This is a genomic window from Leisingera sp. ANG1 (assembly GCF_000203975.2).
Lineage (GTDB): Bacteria > Pseudomonadota > Alphaproteobacteria > Rhodobacterales > Rhodobacteraceae > Leisingera.
In genome coordinates this window covers 108,357-132,568 of sequence record NZ_AFCF02000007.1, presented here as the reverse complement: position 1 = coordinate 132,568, position 24,212 = coordinate 108,357, and the positions used below count along the sequence as shown (strand labels likewise).

Here is a 24,212-nt window from a genome sequence, read left to right as displayed (position 1 = left end):
TCACATGAAAAAAGACCTCCCGTCCCATGCCCAGGTTGTCATTATCGGCGGCGGCATTCACGGCTGTTCCGTTGCCTATCACCTGGCCAAGCAGGGGCTGTCGGATGTGGTGCTGCTGGAGCGCAAACAGCTGACCAGCGGCACCACCTGGCACGCGGCCGGGCTGGTCGGGCAGCTACAGGGCAGCCATGCCACCACTGCATTCGCCAAATACGGCATCGAGCTGCTGCAGGAGATCGAGGCGGAGACCGGCCAGAACCCGGGATACCGGCGGTCTGGGTCGATCTCCATTGCCGTCAACGATGAGCGGATGGCGGAGCTGAAGCGCAAGGCGGATTTTGCGGCGCTGTTTGGAGTCGAAGCCCAGTATCTGGAAACCGATGAAATCCGGGAGCGCTGGCCGCTGATGAACCCGGAGGGGGTTCTGGGCGGCATCTATATGCCCAGCGACGGATCGGCCAACCCGGTGGATCTGACCACGGCGCTGGCTAAGGGCGCGCGGATGCGCGGCGCGAAGATATTTGAAAACATCAAGGTCGAAGAGGTGCTGACCCGCGGCAATAAGGCTGTGGGTGTGCGCACGGACCAGGGCAGCATCAGCGCCGATTATGTGGTGAACTGCGGCGGCATGTGGGCGCGCGAGCTGGGCCGCCAGAACGGCGTCGGCGTGCCGCTGCACGCCTGCGAGCATTACTATCTGGTGACTGAGGCCATCGAAAACCTGCCCAGCGACCTGCCGGTGCTGCGGTCCTATTGCGACGGCACCTACTGGAAGGAGGATGCCGGCAAGCTGCTGTTCGGCTTTGCCCATTTCCAGGCCAAGCCTTGGGGCATGAAGGGGATCTCCGAAGATTTCGAATTCGACAGCCTGCCGTTTGTCGAAGACGACGTGATGGAGGTGCTGGAGCTGGCAATGAACCGGGTGCCGCTGCTGCAGGAAACCGGCATCCGCACCTTCTTTAACGGGCCGGAGAGCTATTCCTATGACGGACGCTTCATCCTGGGCCAGGCGCCGGATATTGCCAATTACTTTGTCCTTGGCGGGGTGAATTCCACCGGCATCCAGTCCGGCAGCGGTGCGGGGAGGGCGCTGGCGCAATGGATCATCGATGGCCATCCGCCGATTGACCTGAGCGAGATGGACCCCAAGCGCTGCGAGGAGTTCCAGGCGCGCGATGCCTATCTGCAGGCGCGCTGCCCGGAGACGCTGGTGCTGACCTATGCGATGCACTGGCCGAACCGCCAGCGCGAGACTGCCCGCAACCTGCGCCGCACTCCGTTCTATCATCCGATGAAGGCACGCGGCGCCTGTTTCACCGAGACACAGGGCTGGGAGCGCCCCGGCTGGTTTGCGCCGGAAGGGGTAGAGCCGAAGTATGAATACAGCTTTGGCCGCCAGAACTGGTTCCCCCATGTGCAGGAAGAGCAGAAGGCCGCCCGCGAAGCGGTTGCTATGATCGACTATTCCATGCTGGGTAAGCTGATGGTCGAGGGCAGGGATGCCGAAAGCTTCCTGCAACGGGCCTGCACCAACAACATGGCGATGGCCAATGGCCGGGTTGCCTATACGCTGATGCTGAACGAGCGTGGCGGTATCGAGAGCGACGTCACGGTGGCACGCCACGGGCATGAGAGCTTCATGGTGATGAGCTCAATCTCGCACACTAGGCGCGACTATCTGCATCTGCGCGATCTGATCTGCGAGGATGAGGACGTGCGGCTGCGCGATGCGACCTCCGCATATGGGGTGCTGGGCGTCATGGGGCCGCAGAGCCGGGCGCTGCTTGAGGCGGTCAGCGATGCGGATCTGTCGAACGCCGCGTTTCCGTTTAACAGCCTGCGGCATTTCCACATCGGCCACGCCCAGGTGTTTGCACAGCGGCTGTCCTACTCGGGCGAACTGGGCTGGGAGATCTTCGTCACCCCGGATTTCGCCGAGCATGTGTTCGAGGTGCTGATGCAGGCGGGCGAAGGTTTTGGCATCCGGCTGATCGGCGGCGAGGCGCTGAATGCGCTGCGGCTGGAAAAGGGGTTCCTGCACTGGGGTCACGACATGGCCTATACCGAGGCGCCGCATCAGATCGGGCTGGAGTTTGTCTGCAAGACGGAGAAGCCGGTCACCTTCATCGGGCGCGAGGCCTATCTGGCGCGCAAGGCAGAGAACAAGGGGCCGTTTTTGTGTTCCATCAAGCTGCGCGATCCCGGGCCGCTGCTGCACCACAACGAGCCAGTGCTGCGGGACGGCAAGGTGGCGGGTTATGTGACCGCCGGCGCTTGGGGGCAAACGGTCGGGGCGTCCGTGGGCCTGTGCTTTCTGACCCTGCCGGAAGGGGAAACGGACAGGGCCGCGGCGGCGGCGGGCGATTTTACGGTGCTGGTCGAAGGCAAGCGCATCGCGGCGGATGTCAGCCTGACGCCATTTTATGACCCGGACAGCAAGAGGATGCTGGCAGGGGCATAACGGGCTGCAGCGGGAGAAAAGGAGAAAGATGGACAATCATAACCATTAGTTATCACTAGGCAACAGGAATGGTCATTTTGAAATGTGTCTTTATGACCTTAGGCTGGGCTGACCTTGGGCGAAATTGTCTTGTTTCCAAGGGGGCACAGGCCTCCGGACGAGCCAGGTTCAAAGGGGCGCACCGGAACAGGCCGCGGATGACGGCAGGCGGGCAGCGCCGGAAGCATAACCTGCCGGAAGATCCCTGAAGGGGCAGCGGCATCAAAACAGCAACGGATCCATGAATAAACTGGGAGGATATCATGACTGGTAAAACACTGAAAACCATTGGCGCGGCAGCGCTGGCGGTTGTGGTCAGCGGCGTTGCGGCGCTGGCCGGCCCGATCGAGGACCGGATCGCCGCGGGCGAGCCGATCCGCATCGGCTTCTCCAACATTCCGATCTGGGGCTACCCGGATGAAAACGGCGACGCCAAGGGCTTCGTGAATGAAATCGCGCTCGGCATTCTGAAGGAAATGGGCCACGAGAACGTGGAAACCACCGTGACCGACTGGGGCGGGCTGATCCCCGGCCTGCAGGCCAACCGCTATGACATGATCACCGGCGGCCTGTATATCCTGAACAGCCGCTGCCAGAACATCGCCTTCTCCGAGCCGATCGCGCAGGCCGGCGATGCCTTTATCGTGCCGGCGGGCAACCCCAAGGGCATCCAGAACTATCAGGACATCCTGGCGGCTGAGGCGCTGCTGGTCACCGGCGCCGGCTACAACACCGTGGAGGCGGCCAAGAAGGAAGGCCTGACCGATGCGATGATCATGCAAGTGCCGGGGCCGACCGAGATGCTGGCCGCCGTGAAGGCGGGCCGGGCGGATGCCGGCGGCATGACCTATTTCGAGGCTGCGCATCTGGCGGAAAGCGACGAGGCCGTAGATGTGACCGATCCCGCTGCGCTGCCGGATTGGACGCAGAACTGGGTGGGGGTCGGCTTCCGCGAGGCGGACAGTGATTTCATGGCCAAATTCAATGCGGCGCTGGCGGAATATGTCGGAACCGACGCGATGATGCAGTCCGTTGAAGCTTACGGCTACACCGCAAGCAACCTGCCCGGCGACAAATCCGCGGAGTGGGTCTGCGCCAACCGCTGATCTGACAGTGCGGCGGAGCCCTGCGCTCCGCCGCATGTAATTCTGTTTGAAAGACGAATGACGGATGGGGCTTTACGACTTTCTGGCACAGTACTGGCCGCGGCTGTTGTCCGGCGCCGGGATAACTGTTGCTCAATTCCTGCTCGCCGCCGCCTTGGGTGTCGCCATTTCCCTTTGCATGGGGCTGATGAAGCTGTCGCAGAACGCGCTGCTGCGCGGCACCGCCGTGACCTATATCGAGATTTTCCGCGGCACTTCGCTGGTGGTGCAGCTCTACTGGATCTTCTTTGTGCTGCCGCTGTTCGGGCTGACCATCGAGAAATTCACCGCCGGCTATCTGGCGGTTGGCATGAACATCGGCGCCTACGGGGCCGAACTGGTGCGCGGCGGCATCCTGTCGGTGCCCAAGGGGCAGTGGGAGGCGGCGCTGGCCATCAATATGAGCCCGGCGCAGCGGATGCGGCGGATCATACTGCCGCAGGCGCTGGTCAACATGCTGCCGCCTTGGGGCAACCTGATGATCGAGCTGCTGAAAGGCACCGCGCTGGTGTCGCTGATCTCAGTCGCCGACCTGATGTTCGAGTCACGGCAGATCAATTCCTCCACCTTCCTGTCGGCGCAGGTCTTCGGCGCGGCGCTGGTGATCTATTATTTGCTGGCCCGCTTTCTGGTGACGCCGTTCATGCGCTGGCTGGAACGCCATATGGCGCGCAAGCTGGGGAGGGCCTGAGCCATGTTTGACTGGAAATGGGAGTTTACCTGGGAAATCCTGCCGCGGCTGGTCTACGCCACTGGCAACACACTGATTGCAGCCGGCGCAGGGTACGTCATAGCTGTGGTATTTGGGCTGATGCTGGCGCTGGCGCAGCGTACGCCGTCAAGGGCCCTGACCTTCACCGTGCGCGAATTCGTGGAGTTCATTCGCTCCACTCCGCTGATCCTGCAGATCTTCTTTGTTTTCTATGTGGGGCCGCAGTTCGGCGTCCGGCTCAGCCCCTGGATGTCCGGGATGATCGCGATCGGCCTGCACTATGCCTGCTACCTGTCAGAAGTCTACCGCGGCGGCATCGAGAGCGTGCCGAAAGGCCAGTGGGAGGCCGCTATTGCGCTCAACATGACCACCGCGCAGAAATACCGCCGGGTGATCATCCCGCAGGCGATCCCGCCGGCGCTGGCCGGCATGGGCAACTATCTGGTCGGCATCTTCAAGGATACGCCGATGCTGTCGGTGATCGGGGTGGCCGAGCTTATCCATACCGCCAATGCCATCGGGTCTGAGAACTACCGGTTCCTGGAACCCTATACGATGGTGGGCATAATCTTTCTGGCAATCTCCCTGCCGGCAGCGGGTCTGATCCGCCTGTTCGAAGGGTATGTGCGCCGCAAACTGGGACTGTAACGATGCTGGACAAGACTGGCTTTCCGCTTGAGATGACCGGTGAAGACACGCCGATGGTGAGCTTCCGCAAGGTGAACAAATCCTATGGCGCGCTGACCGTGCTGGATGATCTGGATCTGGATGTCGCCGCCGGTGAGATGGTGTCGATCATCGGCCCGTCCGGGTCGGGCAAGACCACCGTGCTGCGGATGCTGATGACGCTGGAGCGGATCAATGGCGGGGTGATCTATGTGGATGGCAAACCGCTGACCCATATGCCCAAGGGCGGCCATCTGGTGCCCGCCAACGAACGGCACCTGCGCAGCCGCCGGGCTGACATCGGCATGTGTTTCCAGCACTTCAACCTGTTCCCGCATATGACCGCGCTGGAAAACTGCATGGAGGGGCCGGTGCAGGTGCTGGGCCTGTCTAAGGCGGAGGCGCGCGACCGCTCGGAGGAGCTTTTGGAGATGGTTGGCATGATCTCCAAGAAGGACCAGCATCCGTCGCGCCTATCCGGCGGCCAGCAGCAGCGGGTGGCGATTGCCCGGGCGCTGGCGATGCGGCCCAAGGTGATGCTGTTTGACGAGGTGACATCCGCCCTGGACCCGGAGGTGATCGGTGAGGTGACCAACGTGATCCGCAAGCTGGTGTCAGAGCATAACCTGACCATGCTGATGGTGACCCATCAGATGGGCTTTGCCCGCGATATCTCGGACCGGGTGTGTTTCTTCTATGGCGGCAGGATCGAGGAGCAGGGCCCGCCGGCCGAGCTGTTCGGCAACCCGCAGCGGGAGCGGACGCAGCAGTTCCTAAGCGCGGTCCGGGAGGCGGTGTAACCGCCTCAGAGCGGGATGCCCACATCATTCAGAAGGCTGCGGGTCTGCCCGGTGAGCAGGCCCGTGCGCCAGATCACGAAGTAGCTGCGCCCGGTCAGCAGCTGGTACTTCTCCAGCGGCACCAGTCGGCCGGCGTCGATTTCGAACCGCAGCACATCGGGGCAGCCGAGCGCTACCCCGCGGCCGCGCACCGCGGTATCCAGGGTGCTGCCGTATGAGCCCAGGTTGACCTTGGTGGCCCGGGCAATGTCCGGGTTGCCGGTCAGTTCGGCGAAATCGCCCCAGTTCACCCACTTCGGTGTCAGCTTGTCAAAATCGAGCAGGGTCGCCGCGGCCAGGCCGCCTTCACGCTGCGCCTTGGCGGGGGAGGTGACCGGCATCCAGCGCTCCTCGAACAGGAGCGCGCCGTCCCAGCCGGCCGGGATGTCCTGGCCATAGTAGATCATCGCATCCGCCTCCAGCGCGAACAGGTCGGCGTCCTTGTCCGAGGCGGTGAGAGTGACCGGTGCGGCATCGCTGCTGAGCAGGTATTCATTGATCCTGGGCGTCAGCCAGTATTGCGACACGGCGACATTGGCCGCCAGCGACAGCCTTGTGCTGGCGCTAGCGCGGCGCAGCTGCTGCAGGCATGAGTGCAGGTAATCCAGCGCCTCGCCGGAATTGGCCGCCAGGATCTTGCCGTTGCGGGTCAGCGACAGGCTGCGGCCGCGGCGGTTCACCAGGGTCATGCCCAGCCAGTCCTCCAGCACTTTGATTCGCTTGCTGACAGCGGCTTGGCTGACATTCAGCTCTTCCGCGGCACGGGTGAAATTGCCGTGTCTGGCAACAGCTTCGAAGAACAGGAGATAGTCGAGGGGTGGCAGCGCGCGGCGGTAGTTTTTCATAACCACCGGTTATCACAATTCCGGACCGAATGTCACTTTGGAAAACGGGGTTTTAGCCATAGCATTTGGTTCAAGGCCCAAGGTGCGGCAGGGCTGTGCCGCCCGGCTCTCCATAACTTACAGGGAAATCCGATGTTCACCGAGCGACTGTCCCGTTTCCAGGAAAAACTTGCCGATGCCGGCATTGATGTGGCGCTGATCACCGATGACGACAACGTCTATTACCTGACCGGCTATTACGATTACCTTCATATGGAGTTTGGCCGACCGACCATTCTGGTGGTGCCCAAGGACGGCGAGACGCTGCTGATCACCCCGACCATCGACCTCAACAGCGCTGAAGCGGCCGCGCGGGTGGACCGGATCGCGGCCTGGAATGACGGCATGGGCAACGAGTGGCGCGAGGAGCTGCCTGCGGCGGTCCGCAAGGCCGGGGCGGTGGGCATCGAGCCCGGCCACATGCCGCCGCCGGTGCGCGCCTATGTGAACGATCTGGTCGCCGCAGAGAAGATCACCAGCGCAACGCCGATCCTGAACCAGATGCGGATGATCAAATCACCGCAGGAGCTGCAGCTGGCCCGCCATGCTGGCGAGGTCGCAACTGCGATGATGAATGCGGGCCGGGCCGCGATCGGAGACGGCGTGGCAGAGTTCGAGGTGGCGATTGCCACCAGCCAGGCAGGCACCCGCAAGGCGGCAGAGCTGTTGGCGGCGCACTACGACGATGGCGACATGTCGCCCAATACGCATTTTCTGCAGATCATGGCCTCGGGCAAGGATATCATTAAAACCCACCACCGGGCCTCGACCCGGATCATGCGGCGCGGCGAGCCTGTGTTCCTGTGCTTCTGCGGGATGACCAATTTTCACCGCTTCAAGCTGGGCTTTGACCGCACCTTCTGGATCGGTGAGCCAGACCCGGCGCAGGTAAAGGTCTATGAAGTTGCCGTGGCCAGCCAGAAGGCGGCGCTGGAGGCGCTGCGCCCTGGCGTCACTGCGGAAAGCGTGCATGCGGCCTATGCCGAGGTGATCCAGGGAGCGGGGTATGAATACCCCTTCCGCTGCGGCCGGGCCACCGGTTTCAGCTTCCTGGAGGCGCCGCAGCTGGTCACCGGCGACACCACCATCATCCAGCCCGGCATGGTGCTGGCGGTGGACGGGTCGGTCTCTGTCGACACCTTCCGCGCCCAGGTCGGCGACAGTTTCATCATCACCGAGGATGGCTGGGAACAGCTGACCCAGCATCCGAAATCTGTTGAGGAGGTCATCCTCTGATGTTTCAGCCAGGCCAAACCATCCAGTCCAAGCCGCGCACCCCGGAGATGGATGCCGGGCGTTTCCACCGCGCCAAGCTGGGCTTTATCCTGATGTCCACCGACCCCTCTGCCGAGGGGGATTTTTGGGACATGGCGCCAAAGGGCGTGGCGGTTTATGTCACCCGGCTGAAGACCGACGACCACACCACGACCGAAACGCTGGCCAAGCATATCGAGCACATGGCCGATGCTGCGGCGCGCATTCAGCCGGAGGCGAAGCCCGATGTGGTCAGCTACAGCTGCACGTCCGGGTCTATCGTGATCGGCGAACAGCGGGTGATGGCCGAGATTAAAAAAGGCGCACCCTGGGCGCAGCCGATGTGCCTGGTCCAGGGCGTTCTGGATGCGCTGAACGAGCTGGGTGCCAAGAAGCTGGTGGTCGGCACCCCTTATCTGGATGACATCAACACCGCCGAGGCGGAGTTCCTGGTCGAGCGCGGCTTTGACGTGCTGGACATTCAGGGGCTCAACATCGCCAGCGGCTGGGACATGGGGCTGGTGACGCCGGAGTACTGGAAGAAATTCGCGCTGGAAATCGACCGGCCCGACGCTGATGCGATCTTCCTCAGCTGCGGTGGCGTGCGTTCGCTTCCAGCGGTCGAGGAAATCGAGCAGATCACCGGCAAGCCAGTCATCACCTCGAACCAGGCGCAATTCTGGTCCTGCCTGCGCCGCGCCGGGATCATGGATGAACTGGAAGGCTTCGGCCAGATCTTCAAACACCCGGGGCGGGTGCTGAAACCCACCGTCTAAGGCCCCTGAAAGACCAAAAAAATGACCCGTTTTTCCGCATGGAATGTGCTCTGGCAGGGTATCACCGGCCAGAAGGGGTGGAGCCGTCAGTGGCGCGACCCTGAACTCAAGAGCCATTACGACGTAATCATCGTCGGCGGCGGCCTGCATGGGCTGGCCACCGCCTATTACCTGGCCAAGAACCACGGGCTGCGCAATGTTGCGGTGCTGGAGAAGGGCTGGATCGGAGGCGGCAACGCCGGGCGCAACACCACCATCGTGCGCTCCAACTATGCGCGTCCGGGAAACTGCCAGTTCTATGCGCATTCGCTGAAGCTGTGGGAGGAGCTGAGCCATGAGCTGAACTACAACGTGATGTTCAGCCAGCGCTCGCATATCGCGCTGCTGCACAGCCCCGGGGCCATCGACGCAGCGGCGCGCAACTACAACACCCTGCGCCGCACCGGCACGCCTGATGCAGAGATCTGGGGCCTGGAGCAGCTGAAGCAGGCGGTGCCGCATCTGAACTATGCCGAGGGCGCCCGCTTCCCGGTGATGGGCGCCGCGGTGCAGAAACGCGCGGGAACCGCCCGCCATGACGCGGTGGTCTGGGGCTATGCCCGGGCGGCTGACATGCTGGGGGTGGATATCATCCAGAACTGCGCGGTGACAGGCGTGGAGCGCGACGGCGCCCGGATCACCGCGCTGGAGACCACTCGGGGCCGGATCACCGCGGGCAAGGTGGGCTTTGCGGTGGCGGGCAATACGTCGCGGCTGTGGTCGATGGCGGGGCTGGGGCGGCTGCCGATTGAATCCCACAAGCTGCAGGCCTTTGTGTCGGAGCCGCTGAAGCCCCTGCTGGATCAGGTTGTGGTCTTCGGCATGGGCGGCGCGCATTTCTATATCTCGCAGTCGGACAAGGGCGGCATGGTCTTTGGCGGTGATCTGGACTGGTACAAATCCTATGCGCAGCGCGGCAACCTGCCGATTGTGCAGGACGTGGCAGAGGCGGCGATGTCGGTGATGCCCTGCCTGGGCCGGGTCAAGCTGCTGCGCCATTGGGCCGGGGTGGTCGATATGTCGATGGACGGCAGCCACTTCATTTGCCCGACGCCCTTGGACAATCTCTATCTGAACACCGGCTGGAACTACGGCGGCTTCAAGGCGACACCTGCCGCGGGCTGGTGGTTTGCCGATCTGATCGCCAATGAACGCCCCGCGCCGATGATCGCCGATTTCGACCTGAAACGCTTTGAGCGCGGGCTGCAGATCGACGAGCGCGGCGCCGGCCCCGATCCCAAGCTGCACGGATAAGGAGGTAAGCCATGATCCGGATATCCTGTCCCTTTTGCGGTCCTCGCGACCATGCCGAATTCAGCTATGGCGGTGACGGCTCTATCGAATACCCGGCGCTTGATGCGCCGGTGCAGGACTGGCACGACGCGGTTTTCCTGCGCGAAAACATCTGCGGCCTGCAGTTGGAGACCTGGCAGCATGTGCATGGCTGCCGCATGTGGATAAAGGTGGAGCGGGACACGATGACCCATGAAATCCGCAGTGTGGCGCCCGCCCATCCGGGACTGGCGGCGGCGCTGGAGAGCGGGCAATGACCGCGCGGCGGCTGGACCGCGGCGGGCGGATCGACCGGAGCAAGCCGCTGTCGTTCCATTGGGACGGCAAAGCGTTGCAGGGTTATGCGGGAGATACGTTGGCCTCGGCGCTGATGGCCAATGGTGAGCGGGTCCTGGGGCGGTCCTTCAAGTATCACCGCCCCCGCGGGATCATGTCGGCGGGGGTGGAGGAGTCCGGGGCCATCGTCACCGTTGGCAGCGGTGCGAGAGCAGAGCCGAACGTCAAGGCTACCATGCAGGAGCTGTTTCAGGGGCTGGAGGCGCAGGGCCAGAACGCCTGGCCCAATGTGCGCTTTGATGCAGGCGCGGTGAACGGGCTCTTTGGCCGGTTCTTCTCGGCCGGGTTCTATTACAAGACCTTCATGGGGCTGCCGCCGTTTGAATGGGGGCAGGGCACCGGGCTCTGGATGAAATACGAGGCGCTGATCCGCAAGGCGGCGGGCATGGGGGCTGCCTCTCGCGAGGCAGATCCGGATTGCTATGACCACGTGCATGCCTATTGCGATGTGCTGGTTGTTGGGGCGGGGCCTGCGGGCCTGCGCGCGGCGCTGACCGCGGCGGAGGTGGGCCGCGACGTGATCCTGGCGGAACAGGATTTTGAATTGGGCGGGGATCTGCTGAATGATCCCTCCGCCGAACCGGACCGTCTGGCCTTGATCGAGGCGGTTGGCCGCGCGGGTGTGCGGGTGATGCCGCGAACCACGGTTTTCGGGCTTTATGACAACGGCACTGCAGGGATGGTGGAGCGTGTCGCGGACCACCTGGCGGAGCCTGCGCCCTACCTGCCGCGGCAGCGCTTCTGGACAGTGCGGGCAGGCGCCACGGTGCTGGCAGCCGGCGCGCTGGAACGCTCTATCGCCTTTGGTGGCAATGACCGTCCGGGGGTGATGACGGCAGCAGCGGGGCGGGCTTATCTGAACCGTTTCGGCGTCCTGCCGGGGCAGCGGGTGGTGGTCGCGACCTGCAACGACAGCGCTTACCGGACCGCTGGTGAACTGGCGGCTGCCGGGGCAGAAGTGGTGCTGGCGGATGCGCGCCAGCGGACTAGCCTTGACGTCCCCTCCGGGGTCAGGCTGCGCGGCGGACTGGCGCCGCTGGAGGCAAAGGGCCGTTCAGGCGTCAAATCCGTGCAATTTGCGCGGCGCACCGAGTCCGGCTGGCAGGCGGCGGGCAGTGAGTATTGCGATCTGCTGCTGGTTTCGGGCGGCTGGTCGCCGGTGGTGAACCTGGCATCGCACCGCGGCGTCAAACCCGAATGGAATGCGGAGCTGGCCTGTTTTCTGGGCGGAGACTGCGCAGAGCCGCTGTTCATGGCAGGCGCGGCGGCCGGCATCTGGGACCGCGGGGCCTGCGAAGCCTCCGGCGAAGCGGCGGCGAAACGCGCCATGGGGATTGAGGCTGCCGGCCCTGCGCCGGGCGGCTGGGGTGCGCCCATCGCGCCGCTTTACGAAGTACGGCTGTCGGGCAGCAAACCCAAGGCATTTGTCGATCCGCAGCATGATGTCACCGGCGAAGACGTGCGGCTGGCGCATCAGGAAGGGTTTGTCTCTGTCGAGCATCTGAAACGCTACACCACGCTGGGCATGGCCACCGATCAGGGCAAGATGGGCAATGTCGTTGGCCTGGCGCTTATGGCAGAGGCTCTGGGCAAGGAGATCCCGGCGGTGGGCACCACCCGCTTCCGCCCGCCTTACACGCCGGTTGCCATCGGCGCGCTGGCGGGGCGCAACGTGCATGGCCATTTCAAAGCCCTGCGCCGCACACCGCTGCATGATTGGAACCTGCGCCACGGCGCCACCATGACCGACGCGGGCCTGTGGCACCGGCCCTGGTATTTTGCCAAAGACGGCGAAACCATTGCTGAGGCCTATGTGCGCGAGGCCGCAACGGTGCGCGAAACTCTTGGTATCTGCGACGTCAGTTCGCTGGGCAAGATCGCGGTGCAGGGGCCGGATGCGGCGGAGTTTCTGAACCGCGTCTATACCAATGGCTTTGCCAAGCTGGCGGTGGGCAAGGCGCGTTACGGTATCATGCTGCGCGACGACGGCATGGTGATGGACGACGGCACCACCTGGCGGCTGGCGGAAGATGACTTTCTGATGACCACCACCACCACCGGGGCTGGCAAGGTCATGGTCTGGCTGGAGGAGCTGCTGCAGACCCGCTGGCCGGAGCTGCGGGTGCATCTGACCTCGGTTTCCGATCAATGGGCGGGTGTTTCGATTGCCGGGCCGAAGTCGCGCAAGGCGCTGGCTGCCTGCCTGGCGGATCCGGCGGCAGTATCTGCACAGGCGCTGCCGTTCATGGGCGTTGCCCGGACGCAGCTGCAGGACGGGACTGAGGCGCTGATCGCGCGGATCAGCTTTTCGGGCGAATTGGCCTATGAGCTGTATGTTCCTGCCGGTCACGGCGAAGCGATGATGAACCAGCTGTGGGGGGAAACCTCCCGCCTGGGCGGCTGTCTGTACGGGCTGGAGGCGCTGGGGACGCTACGGATCGAGAAGGGCCATGTCACCGGCGCAGAGCTGGACGGGCGGGTCACGATCCTCGATGCCGGGCTGGGCAAGATGGCGTCTGCGAAGAAACCTTATATCGGCAAGGTGCTGCAGGACCGCCCGGAGCTGCAGCGCGCGGACCGGCCGCAGCTGGCGGGGATTTTCCCGAAGGATCGCAGCCAGACCTTCAATGGCGGGGCGCTGCTGTGCAGGCCAGATGAGGGCGAGGGGTTCGGTGAAGGCTGGGTCACTGCGGTGACGCATTCGCCGGCGCTCGGCCACTGGATCGGGCTGGGCTATGTCGCGGGCGGCCACGAGGCCTGGACCGGGCGGACGCTGATGGCCAGCGACCCGGTGCGCGGCGGCCCGGTCGAGGTCGAGGTTGTTTCCCCTCACATGTTCGATCCGGAAGGAGAACGGATGCATGGATGACCAGATAAATACACTTCAGGCGCAGCTGGCGCCGGGGCGCGGCGGCAAGCCGGGGCCTGCGGGTGTCACGCTGAGCCTGCTGACGGGCTTCAGACTGACCCAGATCGCCGCCTGGCCGGAAACGCTGGCAGAGGCCGGTGCGTTGGCTTCTGCCGCCGCAGGTTGCGGCGCAGCGCCGGGGCCGGGCCGTGTGGAGCAGGGCACGGGCGGCATGCTGTTGCGGGCCGAGCCGTTGAAATGGTGGCTGCTGCAGCGCGCGGGCCAAACACATGCACCAGTGCAAGGCAGCCGCGCCTGCGCCGTTCTGGATCTGTCCAGTGCCCGGACCCTAGTGCGGGTGTCCGGCCCGCAGGCGGGCAAGCTGCTCAACCATTTTCTGCCGCTGGATCTGCGCCCCTCTGCCTTTCCTGCTGGCTGCGCCACCTCCACCGCCTTTCACCACGTTGGCGTCACCCTGTGGCGCACCAATGCGGGCTTTACCCTGGCTCTGCCGAGCAGCTTTGCCGCCTCGCTGCGGGAGTTGCTGGAGGGCAGCGCCCTGCAATACGGGCTGAAAACTCGCGAAACCCCCTTTATTCCTGCAGAAGGAGAGCTGGAATGACCCCCCGCATGTCTGTTGATGAGCTGTTGGATGCGGTGGCGCGCAATGCCGCGCTGCCGGATGAGCTGGCCGAGGCGACGCCGCCGCAGGTCTATACCTCGCCGGAGTTCCTGGAACTGGAACTGGACGAGATCTTCAATCACGAATGGTTCTGCGTCGGCCGGGTGGACGAATACGAAAACCCCGGCGATTACCGCGCCACCACCATCGGGCGCGATCCGGTAGTGGTGCTGCGGGACCGCGACGGGGTGCTGCGAGCGATGTCCAATGTCTGCCGCCACCGGATGGCGACGCTGTTGGAGGGTGCGGGCAATATACGCGGCCGGATCAGCTGCCCTTACCACGCCTGGACCTACAACCTTGATGGCCAGTTGATCGGCGCCGCCCATATGCGCGACAATTTCAACAAGAAGGAGGTCTGCCTGCCGCAGTTCCAGGTCGAGGTCTGGCAAGGCTGGGTCTATGTCTCGCTTGATCCCGATGCCGCGCCTCTGGGGCCGCGGCTGGCTGGCCTGACCAAGCGACTGGAGAATTACCAGCTGCCGAAGTACCGCACCCTGTTCCGGGCTGAGGAGATCTGGGACACCAACTGGAAGATCCTGGTGCAGAATTTCACGGAGGGCTATCACCTGTTTGTGGCCCACGCCCAGACCATCGAACCGGCGATGCCGACCCGGCTGGCCAATGCGATGCATGGCGGCGCGGCCTACAGCCTTTATGAGCAGGGCAGGGTGCCCGGCAAATCCTATGAACGCAATTCGGATATGCAGGTGGACAATCCGCTGCTGACCGGTGAGGAGCGCGAAAAAGCGGTACTGTCGGCGATATTCCCCTGCCATGTGATGTCGGTTGTGGCTGAGCGCACCTTCTGGCTGTCGCTGCAACCCTATGGCACCGATAGGGTCAAGGTATTCTGGGGGGCAGATTACTACCCCGGCGCGGTGCCGGAAGATCCGGAGGAGCGCGCGGCCTATGCCGCAGAGCTGAAGACAGGATTCGACCGCATCAACGAAGAGGACAAGCCGATCATCGGCGGCATCGCACAGAACGCCAAGGCGCTGGCCGCGGCACCCGGGAGGCTGTCGCCGAAGGAGCGCACGGTTTGGTACTTCCAGCAATACCTTGCCGCACAACTGTGCAAGGGCAGCCTGTCAGACGCATCTCCAGAGAGGCGGCAAGACTGAACCGGCCCTTTGCAATCAGCTGCTGCAAGGAAAGCAGAGCTGCACCTGCGGTGGTCTGCGCTCTGCTACCCCCTCCTTGGCGCTGTCTCAATTTACGGAGTTGACCAATGTCTCCTTCGGCCGCGAGCTGTACAGCATCCAGTATAGATAGTACGGGCCGGTGTCAGTCAGTCTTTCGCGAGCAATCTCGCTGCAGTTGCGAAGTGCTGCAGCTGCTCGCTAGGTTAAAAATGGGCTCAGAGCCGTCGTCAACCCGACGGGGCTTTCTATCAGCCCGAAACCCTGACCTCCGCCCTCACCCCCGGTCGATCCGTGCCTGATAGCAGTTGTTGCGCGATGACCGGATGTGGATGTAGTCCACCCGCTCATCGGCAAAGATCGCCTCGGCCCGCCCCATCATCTCCGCCTGCGGGATCACGATGCCGGTGCCGTAAACGATCCGGTGATCGGCGCTGTAGCCCTTGATCAGGTAATCGGGAGAGCCTTCCAGAGCCTCCGGCACCGCCTCGCCGTCATGGCGTTCGCAATGATCCGCGCACAGGAAGATCGGCCCGGTCTCGGCATAGGGCTGTGCCTCGGGGAAGGGGCGGTGGGCGAGGATCAGCATCTCCTTGCCTTCAGAGATATATGTCAGGCAGTGGCGGCAGGGGTTGGCGCCGCCGTCGGACACCGCGCGTTCCGGCACTTGGCCGTGGGCATCGGGGCCGCCCTCTTGCAGGGCGCGGACGATGTCTGTGGGCAGGGCGGTGATCTTGGTCATGGGGTTTCTCCTTTGCTGCCAGCACCATGGCGTATCTGCCCCGCCGCAATCGACCCGGATCTTGCGCATCCCGCAGTGAGTTGGAGTAAAGCCCTCCCGCCCGCCGGGCGGGCATTGAAAATGCCCTGCGGCGGTTGGGCGTAGCGCCGCGCAGGCGCGCGGCACCGCATTCCAGCAGGACTCCACATGAGAACAAAACGGGAATATCATGCCCCCATGTTTGCCGAATTCGCCTGTCTCTCCAACTTCACCTTCCTCACTGGCGCCTCCCATCCGGAGGAGTATGCGGCGCGCGCGCTGGAACTGGGGCTTGGCGCCTTTGCCATCGCGGATGAAAACTCGGTGGCGGGCATCGTGCGCGCCCATGCGGAGTGCCGCGACATTGCCCGCCGGGTGCGGGAGCGGCAGGCCTGGGACCGCACACACACACCCATCGGCCCGCCGCGCCCCGCAGATATTGCGCAACCCGCCTCCTTCCCGGTTTATGAAACCGTGCGGCTGATCCCGGCAGCGCGGCTGATCTTCAGCGACGCGCCGGAGGTGATCGCGCTGCCAGTGACCCGCGTGGGCTGGGGCAGCCTGACCCGGCTGCTCTCAACCGGGCGGCTCAGGGCAGAGAAGGGCAGCTGCATCCTGCATCTCTCCGACCTGATGGAATTTGCGGACGGCCTCCACCTGCTGCTGCTGCCGCAGGCGGGACATGCGCCCTGCGGCGCGGGCGGATGGGGGCCGCATATGGACGCGCTGACGCGCCGCTTTGCCGGGCGGATGCACCTGTTGATGACGCCAGCCTATGACGGCGGCGACCGGGCCCGCTTTGCCGCGCTTGCAGAGCTGGCGGAACATCTCAACCTGCCCCCCTTGGCCAGCGCCGCGCCCAAAATGCACCATGGCCGCCGCCGCCGCCTGGGCGATGTGCTGAGTGCCATCCGGCTGCGCTGCAAGGTGGAGGAGCTGGGCCGCGCCGCCATGGCCAACGCGGAGCAGCGCCTGCGCTCGGAGGGGGAAATGCGCCGCCTGTTCCGCGGCTATGAGACGGCGGTGGACAACGCGGGTCATCTGGCGGAGCAGCTGACGTTCTCCTTGGATGAGCTGCGCTATGACTACCCGGACGAGGGGCGCGAGAGCGAAACCCCGCCCCAGCGGCTGCGGCGGCTGGCCGAGGAGGGCCTCAGCTGGCGCTACCCCGGCGGCGCGCCACAGCGGGTGCGCGCCCTGCTGGAGCATGAACTCGCCCTGATCGCCAAGCTGAAATACGACCCCTATTTCCTCACCGTGCGCGACATCGTCGCCTTTGCCCGCTCCCGCGGGATCCTCTGCCAGGGGCGCGGCTCGGCGGCAAACTCGGTGGTCTGCTACTGCCTGGGTGTCACCTCCGTCAGCCCGGAACTGGGCACCATGGTGTTCGAGCGCTTCGTCAGTGAAGCCCGCGACGAGCCGCCCGACATCGACGTCGATTTCGAGCACGAGCGGCGCGAGGAGGTGATCCAGTGGATCTATGAACGCTACGGCCGCCACCGCGCAGGCCTGTGTGCCACGGTGATCCACTACCGCGGCAAGCGCGCCATCCGCGAGGTGGGCCGCGCCATGGGTCTCACGGAGGACACCATCTCCGCCATGTCCTCGCAGCTCTGGGGTTTTTTCAGCGCCAAGGGGGTGGAGGCCGAGCGGATGCGCGAGATCGGCCTGGACCCGAACAGCCGCCGTCTGCAGCTGACCCTGCAGCTGGTGGAGCAGATCATCGGCTTCCCCCGCCACCTCAGCCAGCATGTGGGCGGTTTCATCATCACCCAAGGGCGGCTCGATGAACTGGTGCCCATTGAAAACGCCACCATGGAGGGGCGGACGGTCATCTGCTGGGACAAGGATGACATCGACACGCTGGGCATCCTCAAGGTCGATGTGCTGTCGCTGGGGATGCTCACCTGCATCCGCAAGGCGTTTGATCTGATGCGCCAGCACCACCAGCTGGACTACAGCCTGGCCACCCTGCCGCCGGAGGATCCGGCGGTCTACAATATGCTGTGCCGCGCCGACAGCATCGGCGTCTTTCAGGTCGAAAGCCGGGCGCAGATGAACTTCCTGCCCCGGATGCGGCCGCGCAATTTCTATGACCTGGTGATCGAGGTCGCTATCGTCCGCCCCGGCCCGATCCAGGGCGACATGGTGCACCCTTATATCCGCCGCAGGAACGGCGAGGAGCCCGTGCACTTCCCCTCGGATGCGCTGGGCGAGGTGCTGGGCAAGACCCTCGGCGTGCCGCTGTTTCAGGAGCAGGCGATGCAGATTGCTATCGTCGGCGCCGGTTTCACCCCGGAACAGGCCGACCGGCTGCGGCGTTCGCTGGCGACCTTCAAGAAGCACGGCAACGTCAGCGAATTCCGCTCTCTGTTCCTGCGCGGCATGGCCAGGAACGGCTATGATGCGGAGTTCTCCGAACGCTGCTTTTCCCAGATCGAGGGCTTCGGTTCCTACGGCTTTCCCGAAAGCCATGCAGCCAGTTTTGCCCTGCTGGTCTATGCCTCTGCCTGGATCAAATGCCACCATCCGGGGATCTTTGCCTGTGCGCTGCTGAATGCGCAGCCGATGGGCTTCTACGCCCCCGCCCAGATCGTCCGTGATGCCCGCGAACACGGGGTGGCGGTGCGCCCGGTCTGCATCAACAACTCCTACTGGGACAACGTGATGGAGCCCGACGGCCACGGCGGCCTGGCGCTGCGGCTGGGGTTCCGGCAGGTGAAGGGCCTGCGCGACGAGGACGCCGCCTGGCTGACCGCCGCCCGCGGCAACGGCTACCACGAGGTGGAGGACGTCTGGCGCAAGGCCGGCATCGCGCCGCCGGTGATCGAGCGGCTGGCCGAAGCGGATGCCTTTGCCGCTCTTGGCCTCAACCGGCGCGAGGCCTTATGGGCCGCCAAGGCGATCACCGCCCGCAAGCCCCTGCCGCTGTTTGCCCGCGAGCTGGAAGGCGAGGGGATTTATGAGCCGGAGGCGGACCTGCCGCAGATGGGCCTGGGCGAGGAAGTGGTGGAGGATTACGTCGCCATGCGGCTGAGCTTGCGGGCGCATCCGGTGGCACTGATCCGGCATCTGCTGACGCCGCAGGACACGGGCGGCGGTGCCGAAGGCGCGCCGGGGAGTTGAGTATTTGGGCAAAGAAGAAGCGCAGATTGATAGCAGGTATCTTGGTACCTTGATACCAAAGTTGAATCGTTCTATATCAGCCCTCTGAAAGGAGGGTGCGATGAAATCAGTAACCCGTGTTCAAACCGGCCTGCGCCTGGAGGCGCGGCTGCTGAAGACCATGAAGGCGCTGGCGGAATATCTGGACATTTCGGTGGCGGAACTGGTCGAGGGCATGGCGCTGCACGCCTTTGAAGGCAAGGCGCCGTTCTCGGAAGAAACCCTGAGCAAGATCGAGGCGCTGCGGGCGGTTTACGGGCTGGACCTGACCGCCGCCGACAGCCACAGCCTGACGGAGGATCCGCAATGAGCGAACGCACAGATTATGCCGTGATGGCAGCGGAGCTGGCCGCGGGCACGCTGCAGCCGCAGGGCTTCAGCCACCGGGCGCACCTGGGCGTGGCCTATGAAATCCTCTCCCGCCAAGAGGTGTTCGAGGGCATGGCCATCTATGCCCGTGGCTTGCGCCGGCTGACCGAAGCCGCCGGGGTGCCGGAGAAATTCAACGCGACAGTGACGCTGGCGTTCCTGAGCCTGACAGCGGAGCGGATGGCGGGTGGCGATTATGCGGACACGGAGGCCTTTCTGGACGGCAATGCCGACTTGCTGCAGCCCGGTGTTCTGCACCGCTACTTCCCGGCGGACACGCTGGCCAGCGATCTGGCGCGGCGGGTGCCGGTGCTGGTGCCGCAGAACGCCGGCAGCGGGGATGCCGCGCCGGCCCGGAGTTGAGTATTTCGGGAAAGATGAAGCGGCATTGCCGGGGTGCCGCGCCGTGATAACGCCAACTGTGGCAGGAAAGCCGGTTCACCCCGGCGCGGCAAGGCGTTAGAAGGCTTGCGAACATTGCCCAACCTTGCCCTGCCCCGGAGCTGATCCATGACCGCACCCAAACCCGTTGTCCTGTGCATTCTCGATGGCTGGGGCAGCGGCGAACCCGGCAAGGCAAACGCGCCTTATCTGGCGCAGACGCCAACTTTTGATGCGATCATGGCCAAGGGGCCGAGCGCCAGGCTGATCACCCATGGGCCGGATGTGGGCCTGCCGACCGGGCAGATGGGCAACTCCGAGGTGGGGCACACCAACATCGGCGCGGGCCGGGTGGTGGCGATGGACCTGGGCCAGATCGACCTGGCGATCGAGGACGGCAGCTTTTTTGAAAACGCGGCGCTGCAGGCGTTTATCGCGCAGCTGAAGGAAAGCGGCGGCGCGGCGCATCTGATGGGGCTGGTCTCCGACGGCGGTGTGCATGGGCATATCAACCACATCCTGGCGGCGGTGAAGGCGATCCATGACGCTGGAGTGCCGGTCTGGCTGCATGCGATCACCGACGGGCGGGATGTGGCGCCGAAATCGGCCTTTCGCCACTTCCGCCGGCTGGAGGAGAAACTGCCTGAAGGTGTGCGGATTGCCACAGTCACCGGGCGCTATTTCGCAATGGACCGGGACAACCGCTGGGGCCGCGTCAGCGAAGCCTATGATGCGATGATCCACGCCAAGGGCCGGCCCGGCCAGACCGCACACAGCGCGGTGGACCATGCCTATAACCAGTCGGAGACGGATGAGTTCATCGGCGCCACGGTGCTGCAGGGCTTTGACGGGGTGAAGGATGGCGACGGGCTTTTCTGCCTCAACTTCCGCGCCGACAGGGCGCGGGAAATTCTGCGCGCCATCGGTGAACCGGGGTTTGCAGAGTTCGATACCGGCCAGCGCCCGAAACTGGCGGCGCTGATGGGAATGGTGGAATACTCCGATGCCCATAATGATTACATGACCACCGCCTATCCGAAGGCGGCGATTGTCAACACGCTGGGCGCCTGGGTCGCCAAGCACGGCAAGACCCAGTTCCGTCTGGCCGAAACCGAAAAATACCCGCATGTGACTTTCTTCCTCAATGGCGGCAAAGAAGAGCCGGAAGAGGGCGAAGACCGTTTCATGCCGAAGTCTCCCAACGTGGCGACCTATGATCTGCAGCCGGAGATGTCGGCGCCGGAAGTGACGGAGAAATTCGTCGAGGCGATCGAGGCAGGATATGACCTCATCGTGACCAACTACGCCAACCCCGACATGGTCGGGCACACCGGCGATCTGAAGGCGGCGATCCGCGCCTGTGAGGCGGTGGACCAGGGGCTGGCCAAGGTGGTCGCGGCGCTGGAGAAGGCGGGTGGCGCGATGATCGTCACCGCCGACCACGGCAACTGCGAGGTGATGGTGGACCCGGAAACCGGCGGCGCCCACACTGCCCATACGCTGAACCTGGTGCCGGTGGCGCTGGTCGGCGGGCCGGAGGGCGCGGCTTTGCGCGATGGCCGCCTGGCCGATCTGGCACCGACCATTCTGGAGCTGATGGGGCTGGAGAAACCGGCTGAGATGACCGGGGAGAGCCTGCTGTCATGATCCGGCGTGCGGGCCTGATGCTGCTGGCCCTGCTGGCCGCGCCGCTGCAGGCGGCAGCGGACCCGGCGGATGCCGCGCGCGACGCGGCAGAACAGCTGGAAGCGGCCTCTGTCCAGCTGCAGGAGGCCGACAGTTCCCGCGACCGGGTGAAGGCGCTGACCTCCACCGTGCAGGCCTATGAAGCCGGCCTTGCGGCGATGCGCGACGGCCTGCGCCGGGTGGCGCGGCGTGAGGGGCAGCTGAGCGCGCAATTGGCGGCGCGGCAGGAGGAGGTCTCGGGCCTTCTGGGCATCATCCAGACCATTGAAACCTCGCCGCCGCCGGTCTTGATGGTGCATCCCTCCGGGCCTTTGGGGGCAGCGCGGTCTGCGATGATGCTGGCAGAGGTGACACCGGCGCTGCAGGCCAAGGCGCAGATGCTGAAGGCGGATCTGGATGAGGTGCAGGCGCTGCGGCTGCTGCAGCAGAACGCGGCAAAGACGCTGGAGGAGGGGCTGGCCGGCGTGCAGAGCGCCCGGGTGCAGCTGTCTACCGCGATTGCCGACCGCACCACATTGCCGAAACGCTTTACCGAGGACCCGGTGCGCACAGCGATCCTGATCTCCTCAACCGAGACGCTGTCAGGCTTTGCCGATGGTCTGGCGGAAATTGCCGGCGGTGAGATTGCTGCCAGCGAAGCCGACATCAGCGGTTTGCGCGGCACGCTGCCCCTGCCGGTTGAGGGGCTGCTGTTGCGCGGTTACGGTGAGCGCGATGCCGCGGGCATTGCCCGTCCCGGCTGGCTGATTGCCGCCCGCCCGCGGGCGCTGGTGACATCGCCTACGGCGGCCACCATCCGCTACCGCGGGCCGCTGCTGGACCTGGGCAATGTGGTGATTCTGGAGCCGCAGCCGAACACGCTGTTTGTGCTCTCGGGCCTGGCCGAGGTGTTCGGCGAGGCGGGCCAGGTGATCCCGGAGGGCACGCCGGTCGGATTGATGAGCGGAGAAAACCCGAAACCGGACGCAATTCTGTCAACAAGCGGTGAAGGGGGTGGAACTGACCGGACAGAAACGCTCTATATAGAAGTCAGAATGGACAACAGCCCGGTGGACCCCGAAACGTGGTTCCGCACTGGAAAAGGTGGATGAAGGCTTGATGAAAAAATTTGCGATGGCCGCCGTTGGCGGTACGCTGGCAGGGATCGTAGCGACAACCTATGTGGCAGGCCCCTTGCTGGCGCAGGAAGGCGCGCGCGAGGCTAACGTCTATGAGCAGCTGGACCTGTTCGGCGATATCTTTGAGCGCATCCGGGCGCAGTATGTCGAGGAAGTCGACGAGAAGGAGCTGATCGAGGCGGCGATCGGCGGCATGCTGGCGTCGCTGGATCCGCATTCCAGCTATCTGTCGCCGGATGATGCGGCCAGCATGCGGGTGCAGACCCGCGGCGAGTTCGGCGGCCTCGGGATCGAGGTCACTCAGGAGGAGGGCTTTGTCAAAGTTGTCTCCCCCATTGACGGCACCCCGGCGGATGAAGCCGGGATGGAAGCCGGCGATTTCATCACCCACGTGGACGGCGAAAGCGTTCTGGGCCTGTCGCTGGACGACGCGGTGGAGCTGATGCGCGGACCGGTTGGATCGGAGATCGTGATCACCGTTGTGCGAGAGGGCGAGGCGGAGCCGTTTGACGTGTCGATCATCCGCGACACCATCAAGCTGACTGCGGTACGCGGCCGCACCGAGGGCGACACCGTGGTGATGCGGATCACCACCTTCAACGACCAGACCACGCCGAACCTCGAGGAAAACCTGAAGAAGCAGATCGAGGAAGCCGGCGGCATGGAGAACGTCAACGGCATCGTGCTGGACCTGCGCAACAATCCGGGCGGTCTGCTGACCCAGGCGATCAAGGTGGCCGACAGCTTCCTGGAGTCGGGTGAGATCGTCTCCACCCGCGGCCGCGACCCGGAAGACGGCGAGCGCTTCAACGCCACCCCGGGCGACCTGGCAGAGGGCAAGCCGATTGTGGTGCTGATCAACGGCGGCTCGGCCTCGGCGTCAGAAATCGTTGCAGGTGCGCTGCAGGACCACCGCCGCGCTATCGTGGTGGGCACCAAGTCCTTCGGCAAGGGCTCGGTCCAGACGGTGATGCCGCTGAAGGGCGAGGGCGCGATGCGCCTGACCACCGCGCGCTATTACACGCCGTCGGGCCGGTCGATCCAGGCGCTGGGCGTGTCCCCCGACATCGTGGTGGCTCAGCCGCGCCGGGTGGCTGCGGCTGAGGAGGAGAATGACTCGCCCGCCCGCCGTTCCCGTTCGGAAGCCGACCTGCGCGGCAGCCTGAACAACGACAGCCTGTCCGAGGATGAAATCCGCCAGATCGAGGAAGAGCGCGAGAAGGCCGAGAAAGCCGCGGAACTGCGCGAGCAGGATTACCAGCTGGCCTATGCCATCGACATCCTGAAAGGGATGGTGGCGCTGGGGCCGAAGTAAGCCCGCGCAAACACGCATCAGGAAGGGGCCGTCCGGTTGGGCGGCCTTTTTCATTTTTGCTGTGCCGCCGGGTCTGGCGGGGTTTGGGTGCTGTACCGTTGTTGCGCTGTGTCCCAGTTAAGGGGGCGGCGCCGCCGGGGTGGAGGTGGACAGACCCCGCCGGGGGCCTGCTCGGACAGGATATCCTGGACGACCCCCTTTTTATCAGGGCCGGTCTCCGGGGTGTCGCGCAGGCAGCCTCACAGATGCCTGCGCCTCGTATCATGGCCCATGCGCGGAGCCATGGCGGGGGATCGCGATCT

20 protein-coding genes are annotated in these 24,212 nt (G+C 64.6%); 18 read left to right on the top strand and 2 right to left on the bottom strand.

What is annotated here, in order from left to right; all coding sequences use genetic code 11:
* The first annotated feature begins 4 nt into the window (after positions 1-4).
* The 5 genes from GC1_RS12405 to ehuA all read left to right on the top strand — a co-directional run bounded on the left by GC1_RS12405 (position 5) and on the right by ehuA (position 5,823).
* Entirely contained in the window at positions 5-2,461 is a 2,457-nt protein-coding gene (locus GC1_RS12405; protein ID WP_019295004.1) for a GcvT family protein, read from the top strand.
* A 302-nt stretch (positions 2,462-2,763) separates the two neighbouring features.
* Positions 2,764-3,606, top strand: coding sequence for a transporter substrate-binding domain-containing protein (locus GC1_RS12400; protein WP_019295003.1), 843 nt, complete (start codon positions 2,764-2,766; stop codon positions 3,604-3,606).
* 64 nt (positions 3,607-3,670) lie between these two features.
* The gene (ehuC, locus tag GC1_RS12395; RefSeq protein WP_019295002.1) at positions 3,671-4,336 is read left to right on the top strand and encodes an ectoine/hydroxyectoine ABC transporter permease subunit EhuC; all 666 of its coding nucleotides are present in this window, start codon (positions 3,671-3,673) and stop codon (positions 4,334-4,336) included.
* Between the two features lie 3 nt (positions 4,337-4,339).
* Complete coding sequence (gene ehuD / locus GC1_RS12390; RefSeq protein WP_019295001.1) at positions 4,340-5,005, top strand: ectoine/hydroxyectoine ABC transporter permease subunit EhuD; 666 nt, start codon at positions 4,340-4,342, stop codon at positions 5,003-5,005.
* A 2-nt stretch (positions 5,006-5,007) separates the two neighbouring features.
* The gene (ehuA, locus tag GC1_RS12385) at positions 5,008-5,823 is read left to right on the top strand and encodes an ectoine/hydroxyectoine ABC transporter ATP-binding protein EhuA (RefSeq protein WP_019295000.1); all 816 of its coding nucleotides are present in this window, start codon (positions 5,008-5,010) and stop codon (positions 5,821-5,823) included.
* A gap of 5 nt (positions 5,824-5,828) precedes the next feature.
* On the opposite strand, the gene GC1_RS12380 is transcribed toward ehuA, so the two are convergent.
* Positions 5,829-6,707 (bottom strand): LysR family transcriptional regulator, encoded by an 879-nt coding sequence (locus tag GC1_RS12380; protein WP_019294999.1) that lies wholly within the window; start codon positions 6,705-6,707, stop codon positions 5,829-5,831.
* A 132-nt stretch (positions 6,708-6,839) separates the two neighbouring features.
* Here GC1_RS12380 and GC1_RS12375 point away from each other — a divergent pair, with 132 nt between their 5' ends.
* From GC1_RS12375 to GC1_RS12345, 7 genes are read left to right on the top strand one after another with little or no spacing between them, the layout of a single operon-like run.
* On the top strand, positions 6,840-7,982 hold the full coding sequence (locus GC1_RS12375) for a M24 family metallopeptidase (protein ID WP_019294998.1): 1,143 nt from the start codon (positions 6,840-6,842) through the stop codon (positions 7,980-7,982).
* Positions 7,982-8,776, top strand: a complete 795-nt coding sequence (locus tag GC1_RS12370) for a maleate cis-trans isomerase family protein (RefSeq protein ID WP_019294997.1) — start codon at positions 7,982-7,984, stop codon at positions 8,774-8,776. Before GC1_RS12375 ends, GC1_RS12370 begins: the two co-directional genes overlap by 1 nt.
* Before the next feature lie 21 nt (positions 8,777-8,797).
* Positions 8,798-10,069: a sarcosine oxidase subunit beta family protein gene (locus GC1_RS12365; protein ID WP_019294996.1), complete on the top strand. Its 1,272-nt coding sequence runs from the start codon at positions 8,798-8,800 to the stop codon at positions 10,067-10,069.
* An 11-nt stretch (positions 10,070-10,080) separates the two neighbouring features.
* Positions 10,081-10,365: a sarcosine oxidase subunit delta gene (locus tag GC1_RS12360; RefSeq protein ID WP_019294995.1), complete on the top strand. Its 285-nt coding sequence runs from the start codon at positions 10,081-10,083 to the stop codon at positions 10,363-10,365.
* Positions 10,362-13,313 carry a sarcosine oxidase subunit alpha family protein gene (locus GC1_RS12355; RefSeq protein WP_019294994.1) on the top strand — a complete coding sequence of 984 codons (2,952 nt, stop codon included), beginning with the start codon at positions 10,362-10,364 and terminating at the stop codon, positions 13,311-13,313. Before GC1_RS12360 ends, GC1_RS12355 begins: the two co-directional genes overlap by 4 nt.
* On the top strand, positions 13,306-13,914 hold the full coding sequence (locus GC1_RS12350; RefSeq protein WP_019294993.1) for a sarcosine oxidase subunit gamma: 609 nt from the start codon (positions 13,306-13,308) through the stop codon (positions 13,912-13,914). The genes GC1_RS12355 and GC1_RS12350 overlap by 8 nt, the downstream gene beginning before the upstream one ends.
* Positions 13,911-15,098, top strand: a complete 1,188-nt coding sequence (locus tag GC1_RS12345; protein WP_019294992.1) for an aromatic ring-hydroxylating oxygenase subunit alpha — start codon at positions 13,911-13,913, stop codon at positions 15,096-15,098. Before GC1_RS12350 ends, GC1_RS12345 begins: the two co-directional genes overlap by 4 nt.
* Before the next feature lie 295 nt (positions 15,099-15,393).
* On the opposite strand, the gene GC1_RS12340 is transcribed toward GC1_RS12345, so the two are convergent.
* A complete protein-coding gene (locus GC1_RS12340; RefSeq protein WP_019294991.1) occupies positions 15,394-15,858 on the bottom strand; it encodes a DUF1203 domain-containing protein in 465 nt (154 codons plus the stop codon).
* A gap of 216 nt (positions 15,859-16,074) precedes the next feature.
* On the opposite strand from GC1_RS12340, the gene GC1_RS12335 reads away from it, so the two are divergent.
* The 6 genes from GC1_RS12335 to GC1_RS12310 all read left to right on the top strand — a co-directional run bounded on the left by GC1_RS12335 (position 16,075) and on the right by GC1_RS12310 (position 23,910).
* On the top strand, positions 16,075-19,002 hold the full coding sequence (locus GC1_RS12335) for an error-prone DNA polymerase (protein WP_019294990.1): 2,928 nt from the start codon (positions 16,075-16,077) through the stop codon (positions 19,000-19,002).
* Positions 19,003-19,102: 100 nt separating this feature from the next.
* Positions 19,103-19,351 carry a hypothetical protein gene (locus GC1_RS12330; protein ID WP_019294989.1) on the top strand — a complete coding sequence of 83 codons (249 nt, stop codon included), beginning with the start codon at positions 19,103-19,105 and terminating at the stop codon, positions 19,349-19,351.
* On the top strand, positions 19,348-19,773 hold the full coding sequence (locus GC1_RS12325) for a hypothetical protein (RefSeq protein WP_019294988.1): 426 nt from the start codon (positions 19,348-19,350) through the stop codon (positions 19,771-19,773). The genes GC1_RS12330 and GC1_RS12325 overlap by 4 nt, the downstream gene beginning before the upstream one ends.
* Positions 19,774-19,920: 147 nt before the next feature.
* A complete protein-coding gene (gpmI, locus tag GC1_RS12320; RefSeq protein WP_019294987.1) occupies positions 19,921-21,438 on the top strand; it encodes a 2,3-bisphosphoglycerate-independent phosphoglycerate mutase in 1,518 nt (505 codons plus the stop codon).
* Positions 21,435-22,568, top strand: a complete 1,134-nt coding sequence (locus GC1_RS12315) for a murein hydrolase activator EnvC family protein (RefSeq protein WP_019294986.1) — start codon at positions 21,435-21,437, stop codon at positions 22,566-22,568. The genes gpmI and GC1_RS12315 overlap by 4 nt, the downstream gene beginning before the upstream one ends.
* Positions 22,569-22,575: 7 nt before the next feature.
* Positions 22,576-23,910: a S41 family peptidase gene (locus tag GC1_RS12310; protein ID WP_029204693.1), complete on the top strand. Its 1,335-nt coding sequence runs from the start codon at positions 22,576-22,578 to the stop codon at positions 23,908-23,910.
* Positions 23,911-24,212 lie beyond the last annotated feature (302 nt).

Coding starts and splice junctions, on each gene's coding strand:
- GC1_RS12405 (WP_019295004.1), top strand. CDS start 5: ATGAAAAAAGACCTCCCGTCCCATGCCCAGGTTGTCATTATCGGCGGC.
- GC1_RS12400 (WP_019295003.1), top strand. CDS start 2,764: ATGACTGGTAAAACACTGAAAACCATTGGCGCGGCAGCGCTGGCGGTT.
- ehuC (WP_019295002.1), top strand. CDS start 3,671: ATGGGGCTTTACGACTTTCTGGCACAGTACTGGCCGCGGCTGTTGTCC.
- ehuD (WP_019295001.1), top strand. CDS start 4,340: ATGTTTGACTGGAAATGGGAGTTTACCTGGGAAATCCTGCCGCGGCTG.
- ehuA (WP_019295000.1), top strand. CDS start 5,008: ATGCTGGACAAGACTGGCTTTCCGCTTGAGATGACCGGTGAAGACACG.
- GC1_RS12380 (WP_019294999.1), bottom strand. CDS start 6,707: ATGAAAAACTACCGCCGCGCGCTGCCACCCCTCGACTATCTCCTGTTC.
- GC1_RS12375 (WP_019294998.1), top strand. CDS start 6,840: ATGTTCACCGAGCGACTGTCCCGTTTCCAGGAAAAACTTGCCGATGCC.
- GC1_RS12370 (WP_019294997.1), top strand. CDS start 7,982: ATGTTTCAGCCAGGCCAAACCATCCAGTCCAAGCCGCGCACCCCGGAG.
- GC1_RS12365 (WP_019294996.1), top strand. CDS start 8,798: ATGACCCGTTTTTCCGCATGGAATGTGCTCTGGCAGGGTATCACCGGC.
- GC1_RS12360 (WP_019294995.1), top strand. CDS start 10,081: ATGATCCGGATATCCTGTCCCTTTTGCGGTCCTCGCGACCATGCCGAA.
- GC1_RS12355 (WP_019294994.1), top strand. CDS start 10,362: ATGACCGCGCGGCGGCTGGACCGCGGCGGGCGGATCGACCGGAGCAAG.
- GC1_RS12350 (WP_019294993.1), top strand. CDS start 13,306: ATGGATGACCAGATAAATACACTTCAGGCGCAGCTGGCGCCGGGGCGC.
- GC1_RS12345 (WP_019294992.1), top strand. CDS start 13,911: ATGACCCCCCGCATGTCTGTTGATGAGCTGTTGGATGCGGTGGCGCGC.
- GC1_RS12340 (WP_019294991.1), bottom strand. CDS start 15,858: ATGACCAAGATCACCGCCCTGCCCACAGACATCGTCCGCGCCCTGCAA.
- GC1_RS12335 (WP_019294990.1), top strand. CDS start 16,075: ATGTTTGCCGAATTCGCCTGTCTCTCCAACTTCACCTTCCTCACTGGC.
- GC1_RS12330 (WP_019294989.1), top strand. CDS start 19,103: ATGAAATCAGTAACCCGTGTTCAAACCGGCCTGCGCCTGGAGGCGCGG.
- GC1_RS12325 (WP_019294988.1), top strand. CDS start 19,348: ATGAGCGAACGCACAGATTATGCCGTGATGGCAGCGGAGCTGGCCGCG.
- gpmI (WP_019294987.1), top strand. CDS start 19,921: ATGACCGCACCCAAACCCGTTGTCCTGTGCATTCTCGATGGCTGGGGC.
- GC1_RS12315 (WP_019294986.1), top strand. CDS start 21,435: ATGATCCGGCGTGCGGGCCTGATGCTGCTGGCCCTGCTGGCCGCGCCG.
- GC1_RS12310 (WP_029204693.1), top strand. CDS start 22,576: ATGAAAAAATTTGCGATGGCCGCCGTTGGCGGTACGCTGGCAGGGATC.